Genomic DNA, 23,665 nt, shown 5'->3' on the forward strand with positions numbered 1-23,665 from the left:
ATGCTGAGATGAGGCGCGTAGGCGTTGAAAGAGCCACCCTCAACCGTGTGATAGACCACTACTTTCTTGCCAGCCAGTGCACCGGCGGCGGAGCTCATGGTGCAGGCATAGGCGACCCGGTCACCGCTGCTCTTGCCGGGTTCGGTACCGCTGCTTTCCAGGTACATATGGGCGTCATTGGCGCCGCCATTCCCCGCTAGGCCGTTGCACAGCGACATGACGCTGCGAAATACGGCGTTGGTGGGTGCGGATGCACCTGATAGCCAGACGTAGGTGGTGGGGCCGGCAGCGACCTGAGCGGGGGTCAGGGCGAAAGCCGCCGGGGCCGTGCCGAGTGCCGCTATAGCCAGTGCAATTTTGCTCAGCTTCATTTTCATCTTTGTATCCTTTATTTTCAGATTGATATTTCAGGCTGAAGCCTGCCTTTCCCGGCCTCCCTGGCCGGGGGTAAGCAGCTCATTGCGGATCTCAGACGCCTGCGCGGCGGCGGACGATCATGCCCAGCATGCTCAGCCCCGCCAGCAGCATGGCCCAGGTATCCGCTTCGGGAATAGGAGAGACGGATGGGTTCGTGAAGGTAAGAACACCATTCTCGGTCAACTTGAATTTGCTGAACTCGCCTTCGCCAATGTTGCCATCGTGATTCAGATCGACTCCGAAAGGAGTCTTGGTGGCCTGGGCAAGGGCGGAAGTGGAAGACGTGGTGAGAAACCAGAAATTCTGTTCCGTACCCAACGGCTGGGTGGTATCGGCGGTCGTCTTCTGCAACCAGGTATCACCTTGGCCAAACCCGTTAATTGCGCCAAAGAAAGTATTCGAAGGGTCCGTCGGCATGGCAACGCTGGCGCCGTTATCATCAGTCGCGTGCGTACCGCGGCTGTTGTTGGCTTCAATATACTTATCCATATTCACAAAGCCTTTGAGGTTGGTGTTCCCCAGCTTGGGATATGTGTCCACATTTGCCGTCGTCAGGTAACGCGGGCCACCGGCATCATTCAGATCGGTGGTATCCAGCGCGATGACATTGAACCGGATAAGATGTGCGTTGGCAGGACCGACGAAATTCATCAGCTGATTCCATGAAGCGCCATAGGCCCCACTCGTCAGGTCCCAGCTTTTGCTGAAGCCCGCCTGTCCGTTCGCAGCGACCATATCGTTCATTTTGAAGCCGAGATCGAACAGTCCAGAGATATCGTCATCACCGGAAGTGGCGGAACTGCCACCGTAATAACGCATATTGAGCAGAAGCTCACCGTTTCCACTCATCGCCCCATCCATGGCGGCAAGCGCCGGACCGGAAAGAGTCGCGATGGCAGCAACAGCGAATGCCTTGAGTCTGAAATTTATTTTCATGCGAGATACTCCGTAGGTAATTAATGGTTGCACCAAAAAAATCCGGCTGACTGATCCTTGAAGCCTGGCTTCATCTGATCAACCGTCCTGGAGCAACCCGGCTACCTCCGCTTGCTTGGAGACCCGCAGCTTTCCGTCCCCGCTTCGCAACGGGTTTGGCTTTGTTCCTGACCGGCTATAACGACTGTACCTGTTACCGGACGTGGGTCACTATATGTGACAGCCGTGAACCGTCTGTGAAACACAATCGGTATTTTCGTGGTACTTTCTGCCTATTCTTTTGGTCTGCAGGGCGGAAATTCGCCCTTCGCGGCGCGTACGCTTTTCATGGGTACAAGGACGCCTCGTAGGAGTCACTGCGGATAGAGGGAAGAATCCAAGGCGCGGCCTCAGGGTCGAGGGGATCTGCCCCGGAAACTCAAAGCGTGATCTTCAACGCCATCGCCTTGGCCACGGCGTGAGCCCGATTATTGACATCCAGCTTTTTCAGGATTTTCTGAATGTGGTTTTTGACAGTAAGCGGACTGATGTAAAGTAACTGGGCTATTTCATGATTGCTCTTTCCCGCCTGAACATGGCGCAAAATTTCCGTCTCGCGGTCCGTGATGAGTTTTCTGCTTCTTTCCCCCACGGCACCCTGCTTATGATGGCGTTCATGAAACAGCATACGTACCAGCGCCATATGCATGTGCGGCATCAGCAGCTCGAGGAAATAAGCATGACGCTCGCTCAATGCGGCGGAAATCTGGGTAAAGGTAAAGAAGCAGGTGGTTCGGCCATTGGTGTCGAACATTCCGTGCGCCGCGATACGCTGGAGATTTTCACGCTTGAGGTCGTTAGAAAAACGCTTGTAGGTGGGCGTATGCGAATTATTTGGACAAACCAGAAGCGGCTGGTTTTTGCCCGCGCTCCATGCGGACATGGCGCGAAATACAATTCCCCCATCGGGACGGCAAAGTTCTGAAAACCGGATTTCGTCCATATCTGTGCGACTGAATCTTTCGATATTCACAGCCTGCCCATTGCCTTCATCGAACAGGCATATGAGCATGCCATGCGGCAGAAGGCCCTGCAGTTCCCCCTGCGCCCACAAGAAAAACTGATGACGCCGAAATATATTGATTGATGAATCGATAATCCGGAACAGGTATTCCGCCTCCCGCTCCGTCAGCGTAAACTCTCCCCCCATCATTCCTTATGCCCTGATTATTCATATCGTTCTCGGACTGCAACGGTCTTCCCGATATTATTCGATTTGCGCGAGTGCGTATTTTCGTGGCAGGATATGACTGAATCATTAAGATCAGATGTCAGATTCATGAATCCGATATAGGTAGAAAGGACCACGCAGACAACAGGAGGAAATGCAGGGATGCCTTCCCCTGGTTCCATGAAATATGCAACTGTGAAGAGACAGATGGAGACGGGCTCCCCGGAAACTTCCAGTTCCGAACTTCTGAAGTTCTAATATTGAACGCTCTGCGGGAAGGAGCCGGATTGTGGGGATGAATCGGGTTGCGAGGACCTCCCATCCTCTTGATCGGAAGGGCTGGGGGAGAGCGAGAAAGGCGAGGATGGTGGCGGGATACCGTTTTCCGATTCCGCTTTTGGCTGGGAACCGGAAGCTTCCGGCTGCAGCCGAAGATCTCCTGGTCGCCATTCAGAGGAAGATTGTGGTGGAGTAGCGGGCGAATCGGCCGGCACAGCTTGCGCTTGGGGCAGACTGGCGGAGTCTCCGGGGAAGTAGACGAACTTCCAGTCGCGATAATCCTTCGCTTCCGCAAAATCCGCATAGCGTTCCGGAAAATTGGCGCGCTTGAGCGGAGGCTCTTTTGAAAGGCTGTACACGCCGATTATTCCGGCATTCGGCTGTGTGACCAGACCCCACTCGCTTGAGGCAGTCATGGGGTCGAAAAATATTTTCCGGAGATGCCGTTTGATGGTGGAAAAACGCTTATCCAGGAGCAATTTTTCCAATGAATCGGGATAACGCTTCGGCATGCCGGGTGAATTTTCGTAATAAGAGCCGATCGCCTGCCTGAACTGTTCTCCGACAAACATCAGTTCTTTTTCTTTTTCCCGCCGTACCTCGGTACGCCATACCTGCACGACGCCTGCCAACGCAACGCTGGTCAGCGCCACCACAAACAGGATCCAGATATAGGTAAAACCCTTTTGTCCTGCGCCTCCTACGTCTCCCACGCCTCCTACACCTATATGGCGCGGTATTTCTTGCCGCCCAATCACACCGCTACCAGGCCGCGTAAGAGGTTCCATCCTTTGACTCTTCCTCCGCGCCGCTGCGCACATCGTAGAGACCTTCGGCTGAATCAGGGGGAGGGAGGGTGACCCAGGTTTCGGAACTTTCGGTCAAGGGATCAACCGGAATGGCGCGCAAGTACCGCTTCTCGACCAGTTCTGCCAGATCGCGGGGATAACTCCCGGTATCGCCGTAAAACTTGTCGATGGCATCCCGCATGACATTCAGGTCCTGGCGCAATACTGCTTCCTTCGATCTTTCCACGGAGTTGAAGTACCGCGGGGCGGCAATGGTAAGAAGAACGGCAATGATGGCCATGACAACCAGCAACTCGACCAGGGTAAAGCCGGAGGGGTACGAGCCATGTTGCATACTCCCGGAAGTAAATCCGGATTCAGTTTCGCACATCCTGATCACCATTTATCGTAGGCAATGCCGTTCAAGCCGATCCGCGGTGAACGGGAATATACATCGAAAACATCATTCCCCTCCTGCGGGTTATCCGGTGAGCTCTCATAGGAACGCTTGCCCCAGGTGTCCGCAGCAGGCAATGCAGGGTCATCCGACATCGGGTCTCTCGGCAGTCGCCGCAGGAAATATATTTTACGCTTGGTGGGATGCTTGATATCCGGCACGCCATTCACCAGATCTTCCAGCTTGCGCGGATACTCCGATTCATCGGCTTGCCGAACAATCCTCCCTTCGTTCACCGCGCCCTTGTATGCGTCCAGCGCTTCGCGGATCTGGCGTAATCCCACCCGCAGTTCCTGTTCTTTTTCACGCTTTACCGTGAGTTCATATAACGGTATCGCGGCAGAAGCGAGCACTGCTGTGATGGCTACGACGACGGTCAGTTCCACCAGGGTAAATCCCTGTCCGCCTGTTTTTTTTACTACCGCCACCGACGCAGCAAAAATACGCTTCATGCCATCTCAACGAATATCCACATTGACAGCCGGTGGCAAAGGCACCGGAACGGGAAGCGGCCCGCTTTCGTCCTTGAAACTGATATTCCCGATACTGATCTGAGTCGTGACAGGCTTTTGCGCCAAAATCCTGAATCGCACATCCGCGGCGCCGCCCCCCTTGCTCAGTTTCAATACGCGTGTTCCGGATTTATCACCCTCGTCCACCGGTTCAAGCGCCACAGGGTCATAATTCAGATCCAGTTCCGCGGGCGGGAGTGCATCTGCACCGGCGAGGGTCACGCTCACCACAAATTCCTGTCCTGCGGACACCTGTTCCGGCGCAGCCAGTGTCGCAACCGGTGCCCCCTCGGGCGGCGCCGGCGGACGGGTTTCCTCCCTGGAAGGCGCGGATGGCCACTGCCGGCTGGCGTTAGCATCGGAGGTTGGAGAGGAAGAAGCCATCGCCAGCGCCCGCGGCGCCACTTTGCCGATCATCAGCGGCGAAACCGCTATCGCATTCTCCGTACCGAAGGGCACTTCGCTGACCGCTTTCGCCGGACGGGCAATATTGCGCACGATACGCGGCGTAATCAGCAGCGCGATTTCAGTCTTGTTTCGGACAACGTTCTTATTGATGAAAAGCTTTCCGATCCACGGCAACTCTGCCAGCCCGGGAACCTTGGAAAGCGTGGTGCGCTCGTCATCGCTGATCAATCCTGCCAGAACCTGGGTTTCGCCATCCTTCAACGCCAGCGTGGTCGCTGCCGTGCGCGTCCCTACCTGATAGGCAAGGCCCCCTCCCGTTACCGGCACTTCCTTGACGATATTGCTCACTTCCAGGCTGACCTTCATGGAAACCTCATCCTGCAGCGAGATGGTGGATTCGACGTCCAGCTTGAGTCCCACATCGAGGTAGCTGACCGATGATGCCACACCCACGTTGGCGGCTGCGGTCGTCGTGACGACTGGAACCTTGTCGCCGATCAGGACCTTCGCTTTCTCCCGGTTCTTGACGCGAATGCGCGGATTGGCAAGCACATTGATCAGCCCGTCCTGCTGCTTGAGGTTGACGATCAGGGCGGGATTGGCAACGAATCCAATCAGGTTGTCGAGATTGGAACCATTGCCGTTAACCCCTGCACGGCTGATCTGAAAGGGCGGAAAAGGAGCCGCGCCGGCAGCACTGGCTGCGGTAAGATAATTTACATTGATCTTCTCAGGATACTGCAATCCGAGGTTGAGCAGTTTGTTGCGCCCGATTTCCAGCACCTCCACTTCCAGCATGACTTCGGGATCGGCCAGATCATTCAGCGTAACCAGCCGCTCGGCCAGCCGGATCGCCTCCGGCGTGTCTTTCATGACGAACAGGTTCAGCTTTTCGTCGACGTGCATGTCCTTGGTTTTGATCAACCCCTTGACCATCGCGACCATCTGCTTCACATCGGTATTCGTGACAAAGAAACTGCGCACCATCAATTCCTGGTATTCCTTCTGCTTGGCCGGAGTATTCGGATAGATCAGCACCGAATTTTCGTTGAGGACCTTGTGTGCGAGCTGGTTCGTCACCAGAAGGAGCTTGAATACATCCTCGATATTGGTCTCGCGCACGAAAATCGTCGTCTTGCTGTCCTGCTTGACGTCCTTGTCAAAGACCACGTTGATGCCGCCGGTGCGCGCCAGGATTTCGAATACCGATTTCAGGCCCGTATCTCGAAACTCGAGCGTGATAGGTTTTTTAAACGCGGTTTTCAGGATAGGGCCCGCTTGCGCGGCTTGCACTTCCATTTCGGTGATGCGCTGAATGAGCCTGCGTGCATCCCGCTGCATCGGATTTTCCTGCAGCACGGAGCGGACCTCGCTTGAAGCAGCTGCATACTCCCCCCGCTCCAGCAATTCTTCCGCTCGTTTTATTGCCGCTGTATGGCGGCGATCCATATTGATCGCCTCCAACCCGGCGAGTGCGCGTTCATGACGTGGATTTATTTCAAGCGCCCGGCGAAAACTCCGTTCAGCCGCTTCCAGATCACCTGTCGACCTTGCGGCTTCCGCCTCGAATACGAAACGCGCGGCTATCGCTTCGCGCTGGCGCGCGAGCACCGCGCGAATTTCAAGATTATCCGGATTTTCGCGCGCCGCCTGTTCGAGACTGGCAAGCCCAGTGTCGAGCTTGCCCTCGGCTATGAGCCGCTTGCCCTCCACGAACGCATTGTTTGTCGCGCATCCTGCAATTCCGGCAAGAACCAGGGCAAGCAGAACGTGTTTGCCAGTTTTCATGGAATGTTTGCCGTTCCCGCAGTAGCAAGCATCTGCCTGGCGTTAAGAGGAAGATAGGTGAACGTGATGCCGCGATCGCTCACCTCATCCAATCGATACTGGTTATTGATGCTCTCACCAGGTCTGACGATATAATTGCGTTCTCCCAGGGCGAGAAACACGCGTGTTTCATTCCCTTCGACAACCTTGCCCAGATACCTGAATTGCATCGGTGGCGGAGAGGGCCGCCTTGGCGGCTCCGGACGAGGAGGCGGAACCCATGATCTCTGTCCGAAAATGTCACCTGCCTGGGCACTGAATTTTCTGCGCTCCAACCGCCCGAGATCCAGCTCAGCGGCTTCATTTTCGGGGGCGTTCCTGCCTGCAGGCGCTTCCTTTTGGAAATGGGGTGCTTCAGCAGAATCTGGAAGCGTTTCCGGACCTGCTTCGCCTTCTTCTCCGCTCACCCATTGGGCCACGAGAAGCGTGGCCAGCAGCGCTCCAGCCAGCCATAACCTGCGCGCCTTCTCTGTCGGTTTCAATGCTTGCCTTCGCTCAGATAGAGATTGAATTTGATATTCGCTTCCAGCAGCTCCGCGTGTACCCCCTCGCGCCGGATGGCAACGTCAACCAGCGCCATTGCCGGTACCGCGTGCAAGGCATCGGCAATGAAACCCCGCAATTGGGAATAATTTCCGCGGACCGGCACCATCATTTCGTAGCGCGCCAGTTTCAGATCCTTCTCTCGTATCATGCGATATTCAGTGCCGCTGATTTCCACGCCCCGTTCTCCTGCAATCCGTACCAGTTCTCCAATCCACAACGGGGATGAATCCAGCTTCGGAAAAAATGCGTAGAACGCCGGCAATGCCTGATCGCCACGCAGCCTTCGGCGGTGGCTTCCGCTCTCGGCGGAAGGCTCCATTCTTATCCTTGCTTCCAGCACCTCGGCTTCAGCCCTGAGTGCTTTCGATTCCTCCTGCCGCGGCAACACGGCTACCAGAAAAAATACGGCGGAGAATACAAGCAGCCCGAAACCGATTTTTCCCGCAGGACCAAGCCGCTCCATTTGCCAGCGCACCCGCAGCCATACCGTTTTAAGGGAATTCAAGTCCATGACGCCGTCAGGAAAAAAACCACCGGCCGCTGGGGATCATCCCGTTTGATTTCATACTTGAGCAGATAAGCATCCTTGACAGCGGATTGCCGCTCCAGTTCACTGACAAAATCAAGCATGGCCGATATATTCTTTGCTTCCCCGCCGATACGGACCGTGCGGCCAAAAACATCCGGTTGAAACGACAGCAAGGCCACCTCCTGGCTCGCCGCATGCTCGACTGAATCAAAAAGTGACTCCCATGGCAAATCGATCTCGCTCATCACCGCATTGGCTTTTTTTAGCTCTTTTTTTATTTCACCCCCGCCCTGTGCCGACCAGACGCGGGGCGCAATCTTGCGTTGCGCTCGCCGATCCATGCTGGCGATGCGCAGATCCCAATAAGCCACCTCGTCCATGGCCGATCTGAACTGATGCAATACTCCTGCCAGGGCGACAGCGCCCAGCAAGACGAGGAAGTAACCCGCACTCCGCGCCTCTCCCTCGGGGGGGAATCTCAGCTTCAACCTACGCATCAGGTGTTGCGGTCTCGGTCATGTGATTGAAAGGGTAATGGGCCGGGAGCAGGGCGCGTTTTATCCTCCAGTGGAACAATTTGCCAGCCGCTACCTTCCGGCAAGGCCAAGCCGGGATGCTCCGGCGCGAAAAGACACACCTGTTCCGAGGTTCCGGCAGGCGCGGAAAAAAGCAGCGCTTCACGCTCGAGCGCGACAAGAAGCTCCTCTTCCACATCATCCAGTATTCTCTGATTCAGGATGCGCAGCCATGCGCCCCTTTCCAGCAGCGCCAGACAAAGCCGCCCGGTTTCGATCAGCGCGAACCACGCGCGCCCCTTGCCGAAACGGTCGTGCCAGTGGTCGAATACGCTCGTGAAATAAGGCTCCACGTATTTGAGCTTCATCCGCTGACTGCCAGCGAGTTCTTCCAGTCCTTGCAAAAAACCGCGCTCTACCGCTGCACAAACGGCCCCGGTTGCCGGATCCCAGGAACTTATGGTGAGTTCCCATTCGCCGGTTCGCTCCCCGTATATTTCCCGCATCTGGAAAGCTGCATAAGCCTGCAACTCCGCCGGAGTCTCGATCCCTGATTGGGGCGGTATCACGGCGTAGCGGACAAAGTGATTGGATAGAAGAACATGGATCTCGGCGCCGGTTCCGGCCGGAAGCATCCGTTTCAACTGGGCAAGCGCCGCTCCCCAGGCGATTCCCTCGCCAGCGCGTTCACATGCTGCCACCTGTCTCTCGGCCTGACCTGGTTTTACGTGGCGCTGCAGGCGGACGAGCTCGACCCGGTGCGGAGACAAAAAAGCGCTGATTCGGTTACGCCGCAATAGTGACACGGTTTGCCTCCTGTAGACTCGTCTGCCCGCTCCTGACCATGGCCAAAGCAGCATCCCGCAGGAACAGGGTGCCTCCCCGCCGCGCGGCTTCCTTTATACGGCGTACGGGTTCTTTCGCTACGATGAGTTCGCGGATTTCATCGTTCAGCACCAGGATTTCCGCGATTGCGTTTCGCCCCCGATAGCCGCTTCCCCGGCAATGGCCGCATCCTTTGCCGCTGCGGAATCTGAACGCGGCGATCTGCTCAGGATCGATTCCGGATTCCGCAATCAGCTGCTCGTCGGGCTGTTCTTCCACTGCGCAATGCACGCAAAGCAGGCGCACCAGCCTTTGCGCGGCAACCCCATTCAAGGCAGAAACGAAACTGTAGGGATCCACTCCCATGTGGGTAAAACGGCCAATGACATCAAAAACGCTATTGGCATGTACGGTGGTGAATACGAGATGGCCGGTCAAAGCAGCCTGAATGGCAATCTGCGCCGTTTCCGGATCGCGGATTTCGCCTACCATGATCTTGTCGGGGTCGTGGCGCAGGATGGAGCGAAGGCCGCGCACGAAAGTCAATCCTTTTTTCTCGTTGACAGGTATCTGCAATACGCCAGGCAATTGATACTCGATCGGGTCTTCGATGGTAATGATCTTATCGTGACCCTGGTTGACTTCCGAAATCGCCGCATAAAGCGTGGTAGTCTTCCCGCTGCCGGTGGGGCCTGTCACCAGCAGCATTCCATAGGGCTCCGAGCTCAAGCGTCGCAGGGTGGATATGGCGACCCGATCGAATCCAAGATGATCGAGGGTCAAGCCCTTGACATGATCAGCCAGCGCCTGGCGGTCGAGAATGCGCAGTACCGCATCTTCTCCGAAAGCACTGGGCATGATCGAAACACGAAAGTCGATCTCCCGCCCCTGAATGGAAATCTTGAAACGGCCATCCTGGGGAACTCGCCGCTCAGCTATATCCAGATCGGACATTACCTTGATACGGGAAATGACCTGTTCCGCCAGATCCGCCCCCTGCACCACTCCAATCATGGTCAGTACACCGTCAATACGATATTTGATCGACAGGGCTCCGGGAACGACTTCCAGGTGAATATCGCTCGCGTGCGACTTATGGGCATCATACAGCGTCGAATGCACCAAACGGACTACCTGGCTGGTGCCTTCGTTGATTGTCTTCAGCGAGAGGTCTTCCTCGCCCGGCTGCCTGGCGCCCCGCTCTGCCGCAGGCAGCACGCTGTCCATGGCGCGCATGGTCTGCTCCTGCTGGCTGAAAAAGGCTGTCAGATCGGCGGGATGAACCAGGTGCCATATCGCGGGAACATCGATATATTCTTCCGCCCAGGCCCTCAAGCTGGAGGAAAAGGGATTGCTGACGGCAAGGATGTGCTTCCCCTGCTGGCGAAGCAATACGCACTCCTTTTTAGTGGCTTCACTGAAAGGCAATATTTCAAACGCCGGAGTTGATGCCCGTAACTTCTCCATCGTCAATACCGGCATCCTGAGCAGCCGCCCGAGTTCTGCGATCAACTGCTCCGGCGCGCATCCCAGTGTTTCCTCCAGGATGCTGACCACCGGAACACCCCGGTTGGCGGCCTCGCTGCGCGCCACGCCCAACCGCTGCGCATCCAGCAGCAATATCTGAGACGGCGGCTGTGATGCCCGCGCGTCTACCGGAAGCTCATTCCGGGAATATTCTTCCTGAAGCGCAAGAGATGGGTGCCCCGTTTGCTCGGGATTCTCCCTGCGCTCGCTGATGAGTACGGAAGGTGCATTCATAATGTATATCCCATCGCCCTTATCGAACGATTCGGCAATGGATCAACGAAAGAAAAACCGGAATCCGTCCTGCAAATTCTGCTCTGCAGGCGACCCAACAGCACCAGCACCACGCACGACCCCAGGCTTAACGATTCATGGAAGACCGGGAGCAATCTTTGTAGCCGCCGTTTGAGCAATCTGACCTGTCCGCACCTGCAGCACAGTGCCGCCCTCATCTCGATTGCGCAGCAAAACAGGGAAATCCCATGACTTAAGGATGCTTTCTCCTCAGCAGAAGCAACGCATCTTCACGGGTAACCGGGGGACGGCAATAGGCTCAACCCACGCTTCCCGCCAGCTGAAAGATGGGCATATACATGAGGATGATGATCCCGCCGATGACTGCGCCGATCACGGCCATCAACACCGGTTCGATCAGCTTCGTCAGCCATTCGACCCACCGCGCAATTTCTTCATCATGAAAGTTGCCGATCCGCTCCATCATTTCACCCATGAGGCCGGTTCTCTCGCCGACTCTCAGCATCCGGTTTCCCACTGCGGTGGTCAACCCTTGCGCTTCCATCGCGCTGGAAATGGGTTTTCCTTCACGGATAAGAACCGCCGCTGCCTCGACCTTTGGCCGAAAGTGCGGCTGAAGCAGGCCGGTAACCATTTCCAGGGCTTTTGCAATCGGAATGCCCCCGCGCAACAACATGCCCAGTGTCCGGTAAAAACGCGCAAGCTGGTAAACGCGCATGCGTTCCCCGATGGCCGGAATGCGCCATAACTGCTGTGCCGCATGCATCTTGAAAGAAGGACGTGTGACCCCGTACAGGATGATGCTGGAGACCGCCGCCACAAGAACTGCCAGCTGCCCCCCTTGCTCATGCACGAAATGCCCCCATCGAATCAGTAGCACGGAAAGAAAGGGCAGGTCCGCTCCGGTATCTTCGTAAATGGCGCTGAATTTCGGTACTACAAAAATCAGCAGGAAGATAGCAACCAGCAATCCGATTATCAGGAGGAGAACGGGGTAGATGGATGCACCGATCAGCTTCTTTCGAACCAGATCCATCTGCGTCTGATAAGCGATGAAACGCGTCAACGCTTCGGGCAGATCACCCGTACGTTCGCTCGCGCGCGCAGTAGCGATATAGAGCGGTGGGAAAGCCTGGGGAAAAGATTCGAGTGCCCGTGAAAGGGTTACGCCTTCGTAGAGCCGCGCAAGAAGCCCTTCAATAATCTTGCGCGTGCCATTATCCTGCTCTTTGTCAGCCAGTGTCTCGATACTTTCCACCAGACTGAGCCCGGCGACCAGCAGGGAAAGCAACTCCTGACTGAAATGCGCCAGCGGAAAGCGCGATTTCGGCTTGGGCATCCAGCCTGTAAATCTGCGCCTGACATGCAGGACCATTCCCCCCTGCGCGGCGATCTGGAGACGGGCATCCTCCTCGCTATCGGCTTCGAGTTCCAGAAGTACTGCGCCTCGTCCGGCGAGCACAGCTTTTACCTCATAACGCATTGCAGCCTACCAGTTCGTAATGTCGGCTGCTTCACCTGTACCCCCGGGTTGACCGTCCTTGCCGTAGGAAAACAGGTCGTACTCCCCATGTTCACCGGGATATCTATAAACGTATGCCCGTCCCCAGGGATCCGGCGGCGATGTTTTTTTCAGATAAGGCCCCTGCCATTTCGGCTCGCTGGATGGACGTATCGTCAATGCCGCAAGGCCCTGCTCGGGAGTCGGGTAGTGTCCGGTATCCAGCCGATACTGGTCCAGTGCTTTTTCCAGGGAATCGATCTGGGCCTGAGCCACTTTCACCTCGGATTTTCCTACCTGGGAAAAATACTTGGGCGCCACATAACCCGCCAGCAAGCCGATGATGACCATCACGACGAGCAATTCAAGTAACGTGAATCCGCCAGTCGTTTTACCCCAGCGCAGCGCGCTTGACTCCCTCATTTCAGTATTCTGATTTTGATATCTGCTCATGGACTTCCACAACCCAGTGTAAGTGTATTACGTGACAAAACTATTACTAAAAACAAGCAAGGGTAGCTAAAAAAGTCTGATTGACGGGCAGATAAAAACCGCGCGAATCATATTAACTTCCCTGTAATTAACTTTCCTGTGATTTCGCAAGTAATAAGGGAAAACAGCATCGCAGCCAGCGCTCGCATGAAGTGTTTTCAAGGGCTTTCCATTTTGGTACAGTAGAGGGCATCCGTGCTCCCCGAGCCGATGATACTTCCGCCGGCGGAACCCGGCTGACTTCAAGTGCTTCCCCACTTCCATGCCATGCTATTCTCGAATACATTCAGGTAACTGAAAGCGAGAAGAAACGGGGTACTGGGCGCGATAACCCTGCTTCGTCACAGGAAAAATTATACTATCCTGCGTCCCGATTCGGCAGCAGTAAGAGAGGTAATTACTTCGGCGCCGTGTAACTCGAGCATTAGCTTGGTGACAATCAATATCTCCCTCTCATAGTCTACGACTAATATCTTATGGCCGGAAAGGGACGGGTTTAGATTATTCATCCAATGGAGACAGAGTTGCTATCGGTCAAAATTTTATTAATACTTTCTTAGCCTGTTCTGTTCGCACGGCCACATAAGAGCTTAAAGCAGTTCAAAGCACCTGACCCGGCAGAATTTGCAGCCAGCTGCTGCATGCAGGACGTCAACCGCGATAATCAAGGATAACGGGAGGCATGGACTGCTTCTGACACCTCAACACGATTGATTGATATTCTTTCAACACTTCCATAACAGCTCCCCTATCCACCGGCTTCACGAGGTGCGAGTCAAATCTCGCTCCCGATCCCACTTACCGCTGGACAAAAACGACGCCCCGGTATCTCCTCATCCTGGAGAAATCTTTTTTGGCCGACTGTGAAGCCTCTATTCGGCTCTGCTGCCTATGCCCGCGGCCCTCTCGGGTCAAAGGAAGGCGAGATATCCCTACAGTTTCGGCGGCTCTAATCTGAAGCCGGACATCACCACTACCTGAACGGGAGAAAAGTGAGCCATGTCCTCCGTTCTCGCCAGGATATTCTGTACTTGCGAGAACTGATGCCGAAACTCAGCCTCATAAATTCTCCGAGCCAGCAGCTTCGCGACCCTCTCCGGCCACCCCAGTTTCCACCAATTGGCAATGGCTATCCCGATGTCTCCCGTTTCCCGGATCATTCTCAAAACTGGACTTGGGTACTCGCCCGCATCGTAAAGTATTTCCATTTTCTTAATCCCCCACCTGTTAGAGATATTTGCAGCATGAGACATTAATCCTCTTTTTTTACAATTGTGAGACTCGTCCTCAATAACCGACCATAGCGATAGCTCATCAAGAGGAAGAATATTCATTGGATAAGCGCCTTGACCCCTTGTCTTTCCGGTAGGAAGCCTAGCATTGCAGCACTGGCGATGTACGCAAGTTTGCAGATGTCGACGCCCTGGTGACGGCATCGCATGTGTAGCGGACGTAACATTTTTTAACGCAGCAAGGACACTCAGGGTGAACCGATAAGATACAGTCAGGCTAGACCCACTGAAAAATCCGTTGGAGTTCCGGACAAGATGGATTCGAGAGGCCGGGCGTTTTACGCAACCGACACAACATGGCGCAGATGAGTTGGCTCGTTCACCTCACGGCACCCCGCCGTCCAGGAGGGATACGTACGGCAGTATTGAAAATACTGTCGCGAAGCTGCGGACGCAGCGTATCGCCTCCTTCGAATATCGGCAACGGCCGTGATCCGTCCGCAAGCTTCCGTCGCGCAAGGCGCTTGCTGGGATTGTGGAAGGATTATGCCCGACATTGTTCCCCAACCGTGGGTGCCCCAACTCGATGATGAGGGAATTGATTATTACATCGGCCACGTGCTGGATGTCACCCTGCGGAAGTTGCTGGCGCAAGTGAAACGGGAGTTGGGAGTTGCTTCGGAACGGGAAGCCTCTGGGGAGGTAGAAATGGAACACGCGGCAACAATTGTGCATAGCTTCACTCGCCAATTGCCCACATTCGCGAGTTGCTGGATAGCGACATTCAGGCGGCTTTCGAGGAGGAGCCTGCCGCCCCGAGCATCGACGAAGTACTTGTCTGCTATCCCGGCATAACCACGTTGCGCCTCGGCTCGCTCATGAACTACATTGCCCGGGTACCTCTCTCATAGCGCGTATGATTTCGGAAATCCCTCATTCCGTCACCGGTAGCGAGATTCACCCCGAACCCAATTGGCCGCCATTTTCTCATAGATCACACCACCGGATGGTCATCGGTGAAACCGCCATCATTGGCCGGCACGTGCGTTTGTATCAGGCTGTCACCCGGGGGCGAAACGTTTTCCGGTGGATGGGCAGGGCGTACTGTTAAAAGGCAAGTTGCGTCATCCCCCTAGTGGAGGACGATGTTGTTATTTATGCGGGCGCCCCCATACTGGGCCCGTATCACCATTTGGGCTTGGCGCCACGATCGATGGCAACGTCTGGATCACGCGCAGCATTTCCCCGGCAGTACCGCTTCACAGGCGCGAGTATGCTATGAGGTGTATGACGGCAGGAGCGGGATCGATCCCCATTTCCCTGATCCCGGCTCCTCATCAGCGTGAAACTCGAAACTCCCCTGTATCTGGATGGGGTATGCAAGGGACGCGAGCCTCTCATTCCCAAAAATGCGGTACCGAAAATACTCCCAATAATGTCGGCAATGAAGTCGTCCACCCCTGCCTCGCGACCCGGGAGATACATCTGATGCAATTCATCGAGCGCGCCAACGAGCAGGGCGCTAAAAAATGCAATGGCGAGTTTGTGCCATCCACGCAGGTTGCTCGCCCAACCGATCGTGCAAGCAAGCAAGGCAAAAACACCTGCATGGACCAGTTTATCCCAGGGCGAGGGTATCAAGCCGACCGCTATAGATTGGCGTCCCCCGACAAACAGGACGGCTACGATGCCGAGTGCCGCCAATATGGCGATAGCAGGAAAATGACGGTATGTTAAGCGCTGCAGGTGCAAGATGAAATTCCTGATTGACATCCACTAGGCGAGCTAATTTACTTATTTGCCCAGGCCTCTGGTCTACTGATCAAGAAGCCATTTGGACCTCTGATCAGCGGTTGCAGTAAACCGCCCGTAAAGCGGCACAAACAGGCGACTCGTGTCTCCATCTGCAATCCCGATGGCTCGATCGCCAGGGCTGGCCAGTGCTGCGCAGAATCCGTGACAGGCGATGTGCACCCCCAAGTAATGGGCGGCTGGCATGGCTTATGTCAGACAGGGCAGGAGCCTGCTAATAGTCAGCGTATCTTCCTCGTCATCTACGAGCAGCACCCTGGCCCCTGATAGGGGCAACTTAGTATTCATTATGCCCCCGATTATGTAAGTGCCCCCCCTGGACCCCTTTCTAAGTTACCTGTTGAGTTAAAGAAGCAACTGTTCACTTCCCCACATGCCAGAGACGGGATAGGATGCGCGTGAAAAATTGCCCTGTCCTCGTTGCCATGCTCCCAGTGCCATAAAACAACTGTCCCGCGCTGTCATGCATTACTGCGCGTACCGGGCCCCTGGTCGCTCCCGATTCGGGCCTGTCGATGATACTTACATGAAATGAAAGCAAATCGTTTTTCCCTCTTCCAATCAATCCTTTAAGCCCTGGCACGTTTCATGCTTTTTATTGGCACAACCACACTTCCTGTGGTTTGACGTAAAAAATATCAATCAATACAAGAGGGAAACATGAATAAACTTATCGCAGGGGCGCTGACGGGTGCTGCACTGATGACAATACCGTTAGCGGCTTCCGCACTCGTCATCGACATCAATACGTATCTCACCGGCAATCCCGCTGGCAGCGATGTCACCGTTGCCACGCTGACACTTACCCAGAACGGGAACAGCGTGGATTTCAAATTCGAGAACTTCGTGAGCAATCTCGGTGCAATCGGGGATGACGCGTTTATTTCCGGCCTGTTGTTCTCCTACGATGGCTCACCTGCACTTGATAGTGATTCGTTTTGGAATTTTGGCGGCACGCAACTGGTGGGCGCCGCTGATTTCGGAATAAACCCCCCAGGGAAAGATGCAGGTTACGATTTTTACCTGGATCTGGACTATCCCACGAGCGGCAGCAACCTCGCACTCCGGTTTACCGATGGCGAATACAGCACGTGGACGGTCAGTGCGGCAGACGGTGTGTCAACTGTTCTGGTTAGCGATTTTGCTGTTCTGGTTAACGCGAGTGGCGGGGGCGATAAACCCGCTTCGCTTGCAATGGTGCATATCCAGCAGGTAGGCGCCGGGCCGGGAGGATCGGGGGCTCTGAAATACGTTGGCAGCGAAGCCAACACTCCCCCGCAGGAGGACCCTGGGACAGTCCCGGAACCGGCGACACTTGCATTGCTGGGCCTGGGGATGGCCTCTCTTGCCTGGATGCGTAAACGTAAAAAGTAACTTCCCGTTTTTTTGTATGGCCCAAACCAACCCGCTTCAGCGGGTTGGTTTTTTTTTGAAAACTGGCTGGCCTGCATCAATATTCCCGAACGCTACCGCTGGAAAGCGTACGAGTATGAATCGGCTTGAATAAAGAACATTTGTTCTCTATAATAAGAGCAACTGTTCTCAGTTTTACCCTTGGTCATGCAACCGCTCGACATTTCCTCTTACCTTGGCAGGCTTCAGGATTACTATGCCAGGGAAAAAATCATTCCCTCCACCACACAGTTATCCACGCTATGGAATGTGAAAGCGCGCTCCTGGACGCATCAGATCGTTCAGCGTTTAAAAGAAGAAAATTTTCTTGAAAATGCACCCGGCAGCCGTCTTCGCCCCGGATTCCGCTTTTTCGAACGGACGGTGGGGCCCGGGGTTCGGGCAGGAAGACCCCAGCAGACTGCCGATGTTCAGCCTGAACTGTTGCGCATAGACGATTACCTGATCGAAAAACCTTCTCAGACCATTCTGTTTCCGGTCAAAGGCGATTCCATGATTGATCTGGGAATACTTGAGGGCGACATCGTGATCATTGAACGCAGCAGTTCGGCGTCGCCTGGCGAAGTGGTACTGGCGATTGTGGATAGCGAATTCACGCTCAAGGTCCTCGCCAGGGATAAGGAGGGCTACTACCTGGAAGCACGCAATGAAGCACGAGGCAAGGAATATCCGCCTATCCGGCCTCAGCAGAAACTGGAAATCTACGGATTTTATGTAGGCCTGTTCCGGAAAATCCAGGTTCCAGGACCCCGCCTCCATCGCTCTGGTTTGGACCGCTGAATCAATGGGGCGCACCTTTCCATGCCCGTTTCTCCATCTCCAGGGTCCCCGGTGCCCTTATCGCTTTCGCAAATCGAAGCCCGCTTCAGGAACAGGATATGGCGAGGGGATGCATGGGGTGCCGCCGCGGATCCGGTCATTTCCAGCGGTTTTCAGGGACTGGATAAGGAGTTGCCCGGAGGGGGCTGGTCTACCCGCAACCTGACGGAACTGCTGTTACCGACAGAGGGGCTGGGGGAAATAAGGCTGTTGAGCTACGCCCTGGAGGAGATGACCCGAAGCGAAAGAAACATTCTGCTGGTTGCGCCCCCTTATATTCCCTATATGCATGCCTGGGAGCATCTGGGAATCGATGGACGCCATATCGTGATGGTAAGAGTTTACAAGCCTGCCGAGCGATTATGGGCCCTTGAACAGGGCATCAGGAGTGCCGCCTTTGGGACCATTATCGGTTGGCTACCGGAAGCAAGTCAGCAGGCAATGCGAAAGCTGCAAATTCTTTCCCGGAGTGCGGCAAGCCTCGTTTTTCTCTTCAGACCGGCGAGAGCACGATTCGAACCCTCCGCAGCCCCGCTGAGGATACTGCTCAGTCCCGTGCGAGGGCATTCCCACGCGCTTTCCTTGTATCTGTTGAAACGCCGGGGCGCTCCATTCGTCCTGCCTATTCGCATCCCCCTGCCTCAAGCCGCCGTCTTTTCCCGCTCCGCTGAATTGAAACCCGCTCTCATCCCCTCTTACTGTTGAAGTTGAATCCATGCTGTGGATTGCCCTTTACTTTCCCGCTTTATCGCTTGACTGGGTTGAACGCCGGTTTCCGGAAGCGCTCATTCCCGCAATCGGAGTAACTGTCCGCAAAGGGAACCAGATCTGTATTCAACAAGCCAATAAGCCGGCGCAGGCGCGGGGAGTAATGGAGGGTCAGCCTCTCGCCAGTGCTTTGGCTGTTTTCCCGGATCTGGTGATCATGGAACAGGACTCGCATGAAGAAGGAAAAGCCCTGCAGCAAGCCGTGTATGCCGCATTACGCTTTACACCCAATATAGCGATCCAGAACAGCGGCCTGATTGCCGAGGTCTCCGGAAGCCTGAAATTGTTTGGCGGCCTGAAAAAGCTCTGCCAGTCGCTCAATCGGGTAGTGACTGCGCAAGGTTTGCAGCTCAGCGCAGGGATTGCGCCCACCGCAACGGGAGCATGGCTGCTGGCCCGTTCCGCCTCGTCGGGCACTGTCATCAATGGGAAGGGTGAGGAGTTCCGGATATTGCTCGACGCCTTGCCTGTCGGTTTTCTGGAATCGGCTCAGCCTCATCTTGAAGTCATTCGCGGGATCGGCTGTAAAACACTGGCCGATTTGCAGCGATTGCCTCGCAGCGGAGTAGCGCGTCGCTTTGGTCAGAACCTGCCGGCAGAGCTCGATCGCGCCTACGGTGACGCGCCCGATCCACAAAAGTGGTTCGAGGCGCCGGAAGATTTCCAGCAAAAAATGAAAATGATGGGGCTGATTGAAAATGCCGGATTGCTGCTGGTTCCTGCGCAACGAATGGTCGAGCAGATGTGCGGCTGGCTGGCTTTGCGTCATGCGGCGGTATCCGCCTTTTCATTCGTGCTGCATCACGAATATTCCCTGCGGCAACCCCACAAATTTACATCCATAAACATACACCTTTCCGAGCAAAGCAGCGATCCGGCGCATTTAATGCTGTTGCTGCGCGAGCATCTGGAACGTACAAAAATAGTGGCCCCAGTATGTGAACTGGAACTGACGGCAGATGAAATAGCGGCGGGAGCAGACGGCAATCTGGAATTGTTTCCCACCATGCAATCCGAGACTACTTCACTCAATCGCTTCATCGAGAAATTTTCTTCCCGCCTGGGACCGGAAGCCATCACCGGTTTAAAGGTGGTTTCCGATCATCGCCCTGAATACAGCCAAAGGTTGGAACTCTCAGGGAGGGGTGCCTTGAATCGCTTTTCGAAGCGAGGGAGAAACTCGCAAATCATTCCGCCGGAATCGCCCCGTCCAGCCTGGCTGATGGAAATCCCGCTGGAACTGAAGGTGCAACGTGGCCGGCCGGTGTATGAGTCGCCACTGAAACTGCTTGCAGGGCCGGAGCGAATCGAGGCCGGCTGGTGGAATGATGACGCCATCGCGCGGGATTACTTCATTGCGGAGAACGACCAGGGCCAATTGTTATGGATTTACCGCGAACACAATCCGGTAGAAAAAGATAAGGGAAACAAAGACGGAAACTGGTATTTGCAAGGATTGTTTGGATAGCTTCCATGCCCTCTTCTGCTCCGGATTACGCTGAACTTCATTGCTGTTCCACCTTCAACTTCCTCAAAGGCGCTTCCATGCCGGAAGAGCTGGTGGAACGTGCCGCCACCTTGGGTTACAGCGCCCTCGCTATCACGGATGAGTGCTCTATGGCGGGAGTGGTGAGAGCGCATGCGGAAGCCAAAAAAACGGGATTGCATCTTCTGATCGGCAGCGAATTCGTGCTGGAGGATGGGCTGCGGCTGGTGGGTCTCGCCATGAACCGGGAAGGCTATGGCAATCTGTGCGAACTGATCACGCTGGCAAGGCAGCGTAGCGCGAAAGGGACTTATCGCATCACTCGCGCGGACTTTGAAAGCTGTACGGATGCACCTCATCTTGCCCGCTTGCCCGATTGCCTGATCCTGCTGATTCCTCGCCGGAATCAAGCAGACGGTTCCTGGGTCGAGGATATGCGCTGGGTGCGGTCGCTGTTTCCCGGCCGCGGCTGGATCTCTGTCGAACGGCTGCTTCATGCCGGGGAAGAGGTGTGGTTCGAAAGAATACGCCACGCGGCGGAAACCATTGGCATGCCGCTGGTGGCGGCAGGCGATGTGCATATGCACGATCGTGCCCACAAGCCCTTGCAGGATACGATGACCGCAATTCGGCTGAGCCAACCGCTAGCGGCATGCGGTTATGCGTTGCAGCCTAATGCAGAACAGCATCTGCGCACCCGATTGGAGCTGGCGCAACTCTATCCGCCGGAACTCCTGCAGGAAACCCTTTCCATTGCCGCGCGCTGTACCTTTTCATTAGATGAGCTGCGCTATGAATATCCTGATGAATTAACGGGAACTGACGAGACTTATACCGACTATCTGCGGCGCATGGTCGAAAACGGCATGAGGTGGCGTTTTCCCAAAGGTGCCTCAATCAAGGTTAGGAAACAGATCGAGCATGAATTGAAGCTGATTGCTGATCTCAAGTATGAACCTTATTTCCTGACAGTATTCGATATCGTAAGCTTCGCCCGGTCACAAGGGATTTTGTGCCAGGGACGCGGATCGGCAGCGAATTCCGCAGTCTGCTATTGCCTGGGTATTACCGAGATCGATCCGGAGCGTAGCAATCTGCTGTTCGAACGCTTTATTTCCAGGGAACGCAACGAACCTCCCGACATCGACGTCGATTTCGAGCACCAGCGTCGCGGGGAAGTCATTCAGTACATCTACCGGAGATACGGCCGTGATCGGGCCGCCATTGCTGCAACTGTCATCACCTATCGCACCCGCTCGGCAGTTCAGGATGTGGGTAAAGCGCTGGGACTCGATATCGAACGTATCAGACGCCTATCCACCTCCCTTGCCCGATGGGATAAAAGCTCGGATATCAATAAGCGCCTGGGCGAGAACGGCTTCGATCCCGGCAGTCCGGTAATCCGCCAACTGATTCTGCTGACCACTCTCCTGTATGGCTATCCGCGCCATTTGTCCCAGCACGTGGGCGGGTTTGTGCTGACCCGGGACAAACTCTGCCGCATTGTCCCCATCGAAAATGCCGCCATGCCGAATCGCCGCATCATCCAATGGGATAAGGACGACCTGGCGGAGGTGGGGTTGATGAAAGTCGACGTGCTTGCGCTCGGAATGCTATCGGCAATACACCGCGCGCTTGATCTGATTTCGAGCCGGCGCGGTGTGCCCTTCCAGATGCAGGATATACCCCCGGAAGACGAAAAGACTTACGACATGATCTGCAAGGCGGACACGATCGGCGTCTTTCAGATCGAATCCCGTGCGCAAATGTCCATGCTGCCGCGTTTGAGGCCACGGACTTTCTACGATCTGGTAGTAGAAGTCGCGATCGTCCGGCCCGGCCCGATTCAGGGCGACATGGTGCATCCTTATCTGCGCCGCAGGCAGGATAAGGAAAAGCCCGATTATCCAGAAGGAGTGGAAACCGCCCTAGCGCGAACCTATGGCGTCCCAATCTTCCAGGAACAGGTAATGCAGGTGGCCATGCTCGCCGCCGGCTTCACTTCAGGGGAAGCAGACCAGTTGAGGCGCTCCATGGCTGCCTGGAAGAGAAAAGGAGGCTTGGGTGCCTTCCATGAGAAGCTGATCGATGGGATGACAAACCGAGGCTACACACGGGAATTCGCCGAGCGTATCTTCCGGCAGATCGAGGGCTTTGGCGAATACGGGTTTCCGGAATCCCACGCCGCAAGCTTTGCATTGCTGGTATATGTCTCCGCCTGGCTCAAATGCCACGAGCCTGCCGCTTTCCTTTGCGCCCTGCTGAACAGCCTGCCTATGGGTTTCTATAGCGCCTCGCAACTGATTCAGGATGCCGGGCGGCACGGGGTTCAAATCAAGCCGGTGGACGTCACCATCAGCAATTGGGAGTGCATCCTTGAGGAACAGGAGGATAAAGCGCTTCAGCCGATTGTCCGGCTGGGCCTGAACAGGGTGAAAGGGATGGGACTGGAAGCCGCCACCCGCATTGTTGAAGCAAGAGAAATCGCATCTTTTGAAAACCCCGACGACCTGGCAAACCGCGCTTCCTTGAATACCGCTGAAGTTCATGCGCTTGCCCGTGCAGATGCCTTGCGAACCTTGTCGGGACATCGGCGCCAGACGTTGTGGTCAGTTGCATCGCATATCACACAGCGGGACCTGATGCGGCATGCTCCGGCGAAGGAAACGTTGCCAGTCATTCCGGCCGCGCCGGAGGGAGAGGAAATCATCGCCGATTACGCCAGTACCAGACTTACCCTGCGCAGACACCCCCTGGCACTGCTGCGCCCGACGCTGGCAAGCATGAACCTGCGCTCGGCAATGGAGTTATCTGATTACCCTACCGGGCGGTTGGTCCGCACCACCGGCATCGTGACCTGCCGACAACGCCCCGGCACCGCCAGCGGCGTCATGTTCGTCACGCTCGAAGACGAAACCGGGATAACGAACGTCGTGCTGTGGAACCAGGTCATCCTGAAGTACCGCCGCGAAACCTTGAACTCGAAGCTTCTGACAGTATACGGCGTATGGCAATCCGAAAGCGGCGTCAAACACCTTATCGCCAAACGGCTGGTGGATCATAGCCACCTGCTGGGCAGCCTTGTGGTGGAAAGCAGGGATTTTCATTAGG

General features: G+C 55.4%; 22 protein-coding genes and 1 riboswitch. Of the genes, 7 read left to right on the top strand and 15 right to left on the bottom strand.

Annotation, left to right across the window (positions count from 1 at the left end):
- The first annotated feature begins 8 nt into the window (after nt 1–8).
- Nucleotides 9–200, top strand: coding sequence for a hypothetical protein (locus NMUL_RS16415; RefSeq protein ID WP_238529825.1), 192 nt, complete (start codon nt 9–11; stop codon nt 198–200).
- A 268-nt stretch (nt 201–468) separates the two neighbouring features.
- On the opposite strand, the gene NMUL_RS13445 is transcribed toward NMUL_RS16415, so the two are convergent.
- The 14 genes from NMUL_RS13445 to NMUL_RS13510 form a co-directional block, all read right to left on the bottom strand.
- On the bottom strand, nt 469–1,353 hold the full coding sequence (locus tag NMUL_RS13445; RefSeq protein ID WP_011381866.1) for a PEP-CTERM sorting domain-containing protein: 885 nt from the start codon (nt 1,351–1,353) through the stop codon (nt 469–471).
- Between the two features lie 88 nt (nt 1,354–1,441).
- Nucleotides 1,442–1,523: riboswitch (cyclic di-GMP riboswitch) on the bottom strand.
- Between the two features lie 248 nt (nt 1,524–1,771).
- On the bottom strand, nt 1,772–2,545 hold the full coding sequence (gene epsA, locus NMUL_RS13450; protein WP_011381867.1) for an XrtB/PEP-CTERM-associated transcriptional regulator EpsA: 774 nt from the start codon (nt 2,543–2,545) through the stop codon (nt 1,772–1,774).
- A gap of 272 nt (nt 2,546–2,817) precedes the next feature.
- A complete protein-coding gene (locus NMUL_RS16095; protein WP_011381868.1) occupies nt 2,818–3,630 on the bottom strand; it encodes a type II secretion system protein in 813 nt (270 codons plus the stop codon).
- Entirely contained in the window at nt 3,605–3,985 is a 381-nt protein-coding gene (locus NMUL_RS13460; RefSeq protein WP_041353307.1) for a type II secretion system protein, read from the bottom strand. Before NMUL_RS13460 ends, NMUL_RS16095 begins: the two co-directional genes overlap by 26 nt.
- Nucleotides 3,986–4,026: 41 nt before the next feature.
- Nucleotides 4,027–4,539, bottom strand: a complete 513-nt coding sequence (locus NMUL_RS13465) for a type II secretion system protein (protein ID WP_011381870.1) — start codon at nt 4,537–4,539, stop codon at nt 4,027–4,029.
- 6 nt (nt 4,540–4,545) lie between these two features.
- Nucleotides 4,546–6,795 carry a FecR domain-containing protein gene (locus NMUL_RS13470; protein ID WP_011381871.1) on the bottom strand — a complete coding sequence of 750 codons (2,250 nt, stop codon included), beginning with the start codon at nt 6,793–6,795 and terminating at the stop codon, nt 4,546–4,548.
- On the bottom strand, nt 6,792–7,316 hold the full coding sequence (locus tag NMUL_RS13475) for a hypothetical protein (RefSeq protein WP_011381872.1): 525 nt from the start codon (nt 7,314–7,316) through the stop codon (nt 6,792–6,794). The genes NMUL_RS13470 and NMUL_RS13475 overlap by 4 nt, the downstream gene beginning before the upstream one ends.
- Nucleotides 7,313–7,891, bottom strand: a complete 579-nt coding sequence (locus tag NMUL_RS13480; protein WP_041352642.1) for a hypothetical protein — start codon at nt 7,889–7,891, stop codon at nt 7,313–7,315. Before NMUL_RS13480 ends, NMUL_RS13475 begins: the two co-directional genes overlap by 4 nt.
- Nucleotides 7,882–8,406, bottom strand: a complete 525-nt coding sequence (locus NMUL_RS13485) for a hypothetical protein (protein ID WP_011381874.1) — start codon at nt 8,404–8,406, stop codon at nt 7,882–7,884. The genes NMUL_RS13480 and NMUL_RS13485 overlap by 10 nt, the downstream gene beginning before the upstream one ends.
- Nucleotides 8,406–9,230, bottom strand: coding sequence for a hypothetical protein (locus NMUL_RS13490; RefSeq protein ID WP_011381875.1), 825 nt, complete (start codon nt 9,228–9,230; stop codon nt 8,406–8,408). The genes NMUL_RS13485 and NMUL_RS13490 overlap by 1 nt, the downstream gene beginning before the upstream one ends.
- The gene (locus NMUL_RS13495) at nt 9,211–11,010 is read right to left on the bottom strand and encodes a GspE/PulE family protein (protein ID WP_011381876.1); all 1,800 of its coding nucleotides are present in this window, start codon (nt 11,008–11,010) and stop codon (nt 9,211–9,213) included. Before NMUL_RS13495 ends, NMUL_RS13490 begins: the two co-directional genes overlap by 20 nt.
- A 319-nt stretch (nt 11,011–11,329) precedes the next feature.
- Nucleotides 11,330–12,514 carry a type II secretion system F family protein gene (locus NMUL_RS13500; protein ID WP_011381877.1) on the bottom strand — a complete coding sequence of 395 codons (1,185 nt, stop codon included), beginning with the start codon at nt 12,512–12,514 and terminating at the stop codon, nt 11,330–11,332.
- A 6-nt stretch (nt 12,515–12,520) separates the two neighbouring features.
- Nucleotides 12,521–12,955 (bottom strand): type II secretion system major pseudopilin GspG, encoded by a 435-nt coding sequence (gene gspG, locus NMUL_RS13505; protein ID WP_049783188.1) that lies wholly within the window; start codon nt 12,953–12,955, stop codon nt 12,521–12,523.
- Nucleotides 12,956–13,956: 1,001 nt separating this feature from the next.
- Entirely contained in the window at nt 13,957–14,232 is a 276-nt protein-coding gene (locus NMUL_RS13510) for a hypothetical protein (RefSeq protein ID WP_146063192.1), read from the bottom strand.
- Between the two features lie 570 nt (nt 14,233–14,802).
- On the opposite strand from NMUL_RS13510, the gene NMUL_RS16420 reads away from it, so the two are divergent.
- Entirely contained in the window at nt 14,803–15,111 is a 309-nt protein-coding gene (locus NMUL_RS16420; protein WP_238529826.1) for a hypothetical protein, read from the top strand.
- A gap of 330 nt (nt 15,112–15,441) precedes the next feature.
- Here the strand turns inward: NMUL_RS16420 and NMUL_RS16425 are convergent, their stop codons facing one another.
- The gene (locus NMUL_RS16425) at nt 15,442–16,008 is read right to left on the bottom strand and encodes a VanZ family protein (RefSeq protein WP_238529827.1); all 567 of its coding nucleotides are present in this window, start codon (nt 16,006–16,008) and stop codon (nt 15,442–15,444) included.
- A 720-nt stretch (nt 16,009–16,728) separates the two neighbouring features.
- Between NMUL_RS16425 and NMUL_RS13525 the strand changes: the two genes are divergently transcribed.
- The 5 genes from NMUL_RS13525 to NMUL_RS13545 all read left to right on the top strand — a co-directional run bounded on the left by NMUL_RS13525 (nt 16,729) and on the right by NMUL_RS13545 (nt 23,664).
- The gene (locus NMUL_RS13525; protein WP_011381881.1) at nt 16,729–17,442 is read left to right on the top strand and encodes a PEP-CTERM sorting domain-containing protein; all 714 of its coding nucleotides are present in this window, start codon (nt 16,729–16,731) and stop codon (nt 17,440–17,442) included.
- Nucleotides 17,443–17,628: 186 nt separating this feature from the next.
- Complete coding sequence (locus NMUL_RS13530) at nt 17,629–18,261, top strand: LexA family protein (RefSeq protein ID WP_011381882.1); 633 nt, start codon at nt 17,629–17,631, stop codon at nt 18,259–18,261.
- 51 nt (nt 18,262–18,312) lie between these two features.
- Entirely contained in the window at nt 18,313–19,005 is a 693-nt protein-coding gene (imuA, locus tag NMUL_RS13535; protein ID WP_238529828.1) for a translesion DNA synthesis-associated protein ImuA, read from the top strand.
- A gap of 10 nt (nt 19,006–19,015) precedes the next feature.
- Nucleotides 19,016–20,536: a Y-family DNA polymerase gene (locus tag NMUL_RS13540; RefSeq protein WP_011381884.1), complete on the top strand. Its 1,521-nt coding sequence runs from the start codon at nt 19,016–19,018 to the stop codon at nt 20,534–20,536.
- Nucleotides 20,537–20,541: 5 nt separating this feature from the next.
- Nucleotides 20,542–23,664, top strand: coding sequence for an error-prone DNA polymerase (locus tag NMUL_RS13545; protein WP_011381885.1), 3,123 nt, complete (start codon nt 20,542–20,544; stop codon nt 23,662–23,664).
- Nucleotide 23,665 lies beyond the last annotated feature (1 nt).

It is taken from the genome of Nitrosospira multiformis ATCC 25196, from assembly GCF_000196355.1.
In the GTDB taxonomy this organism is placed as follows: Bacteria; Pseudomonadota; Gammaproteobacteria; order Burkholderiales; family Nitrosomonadaceae; genus Nitrosospira; species Nitrosospira multiformis.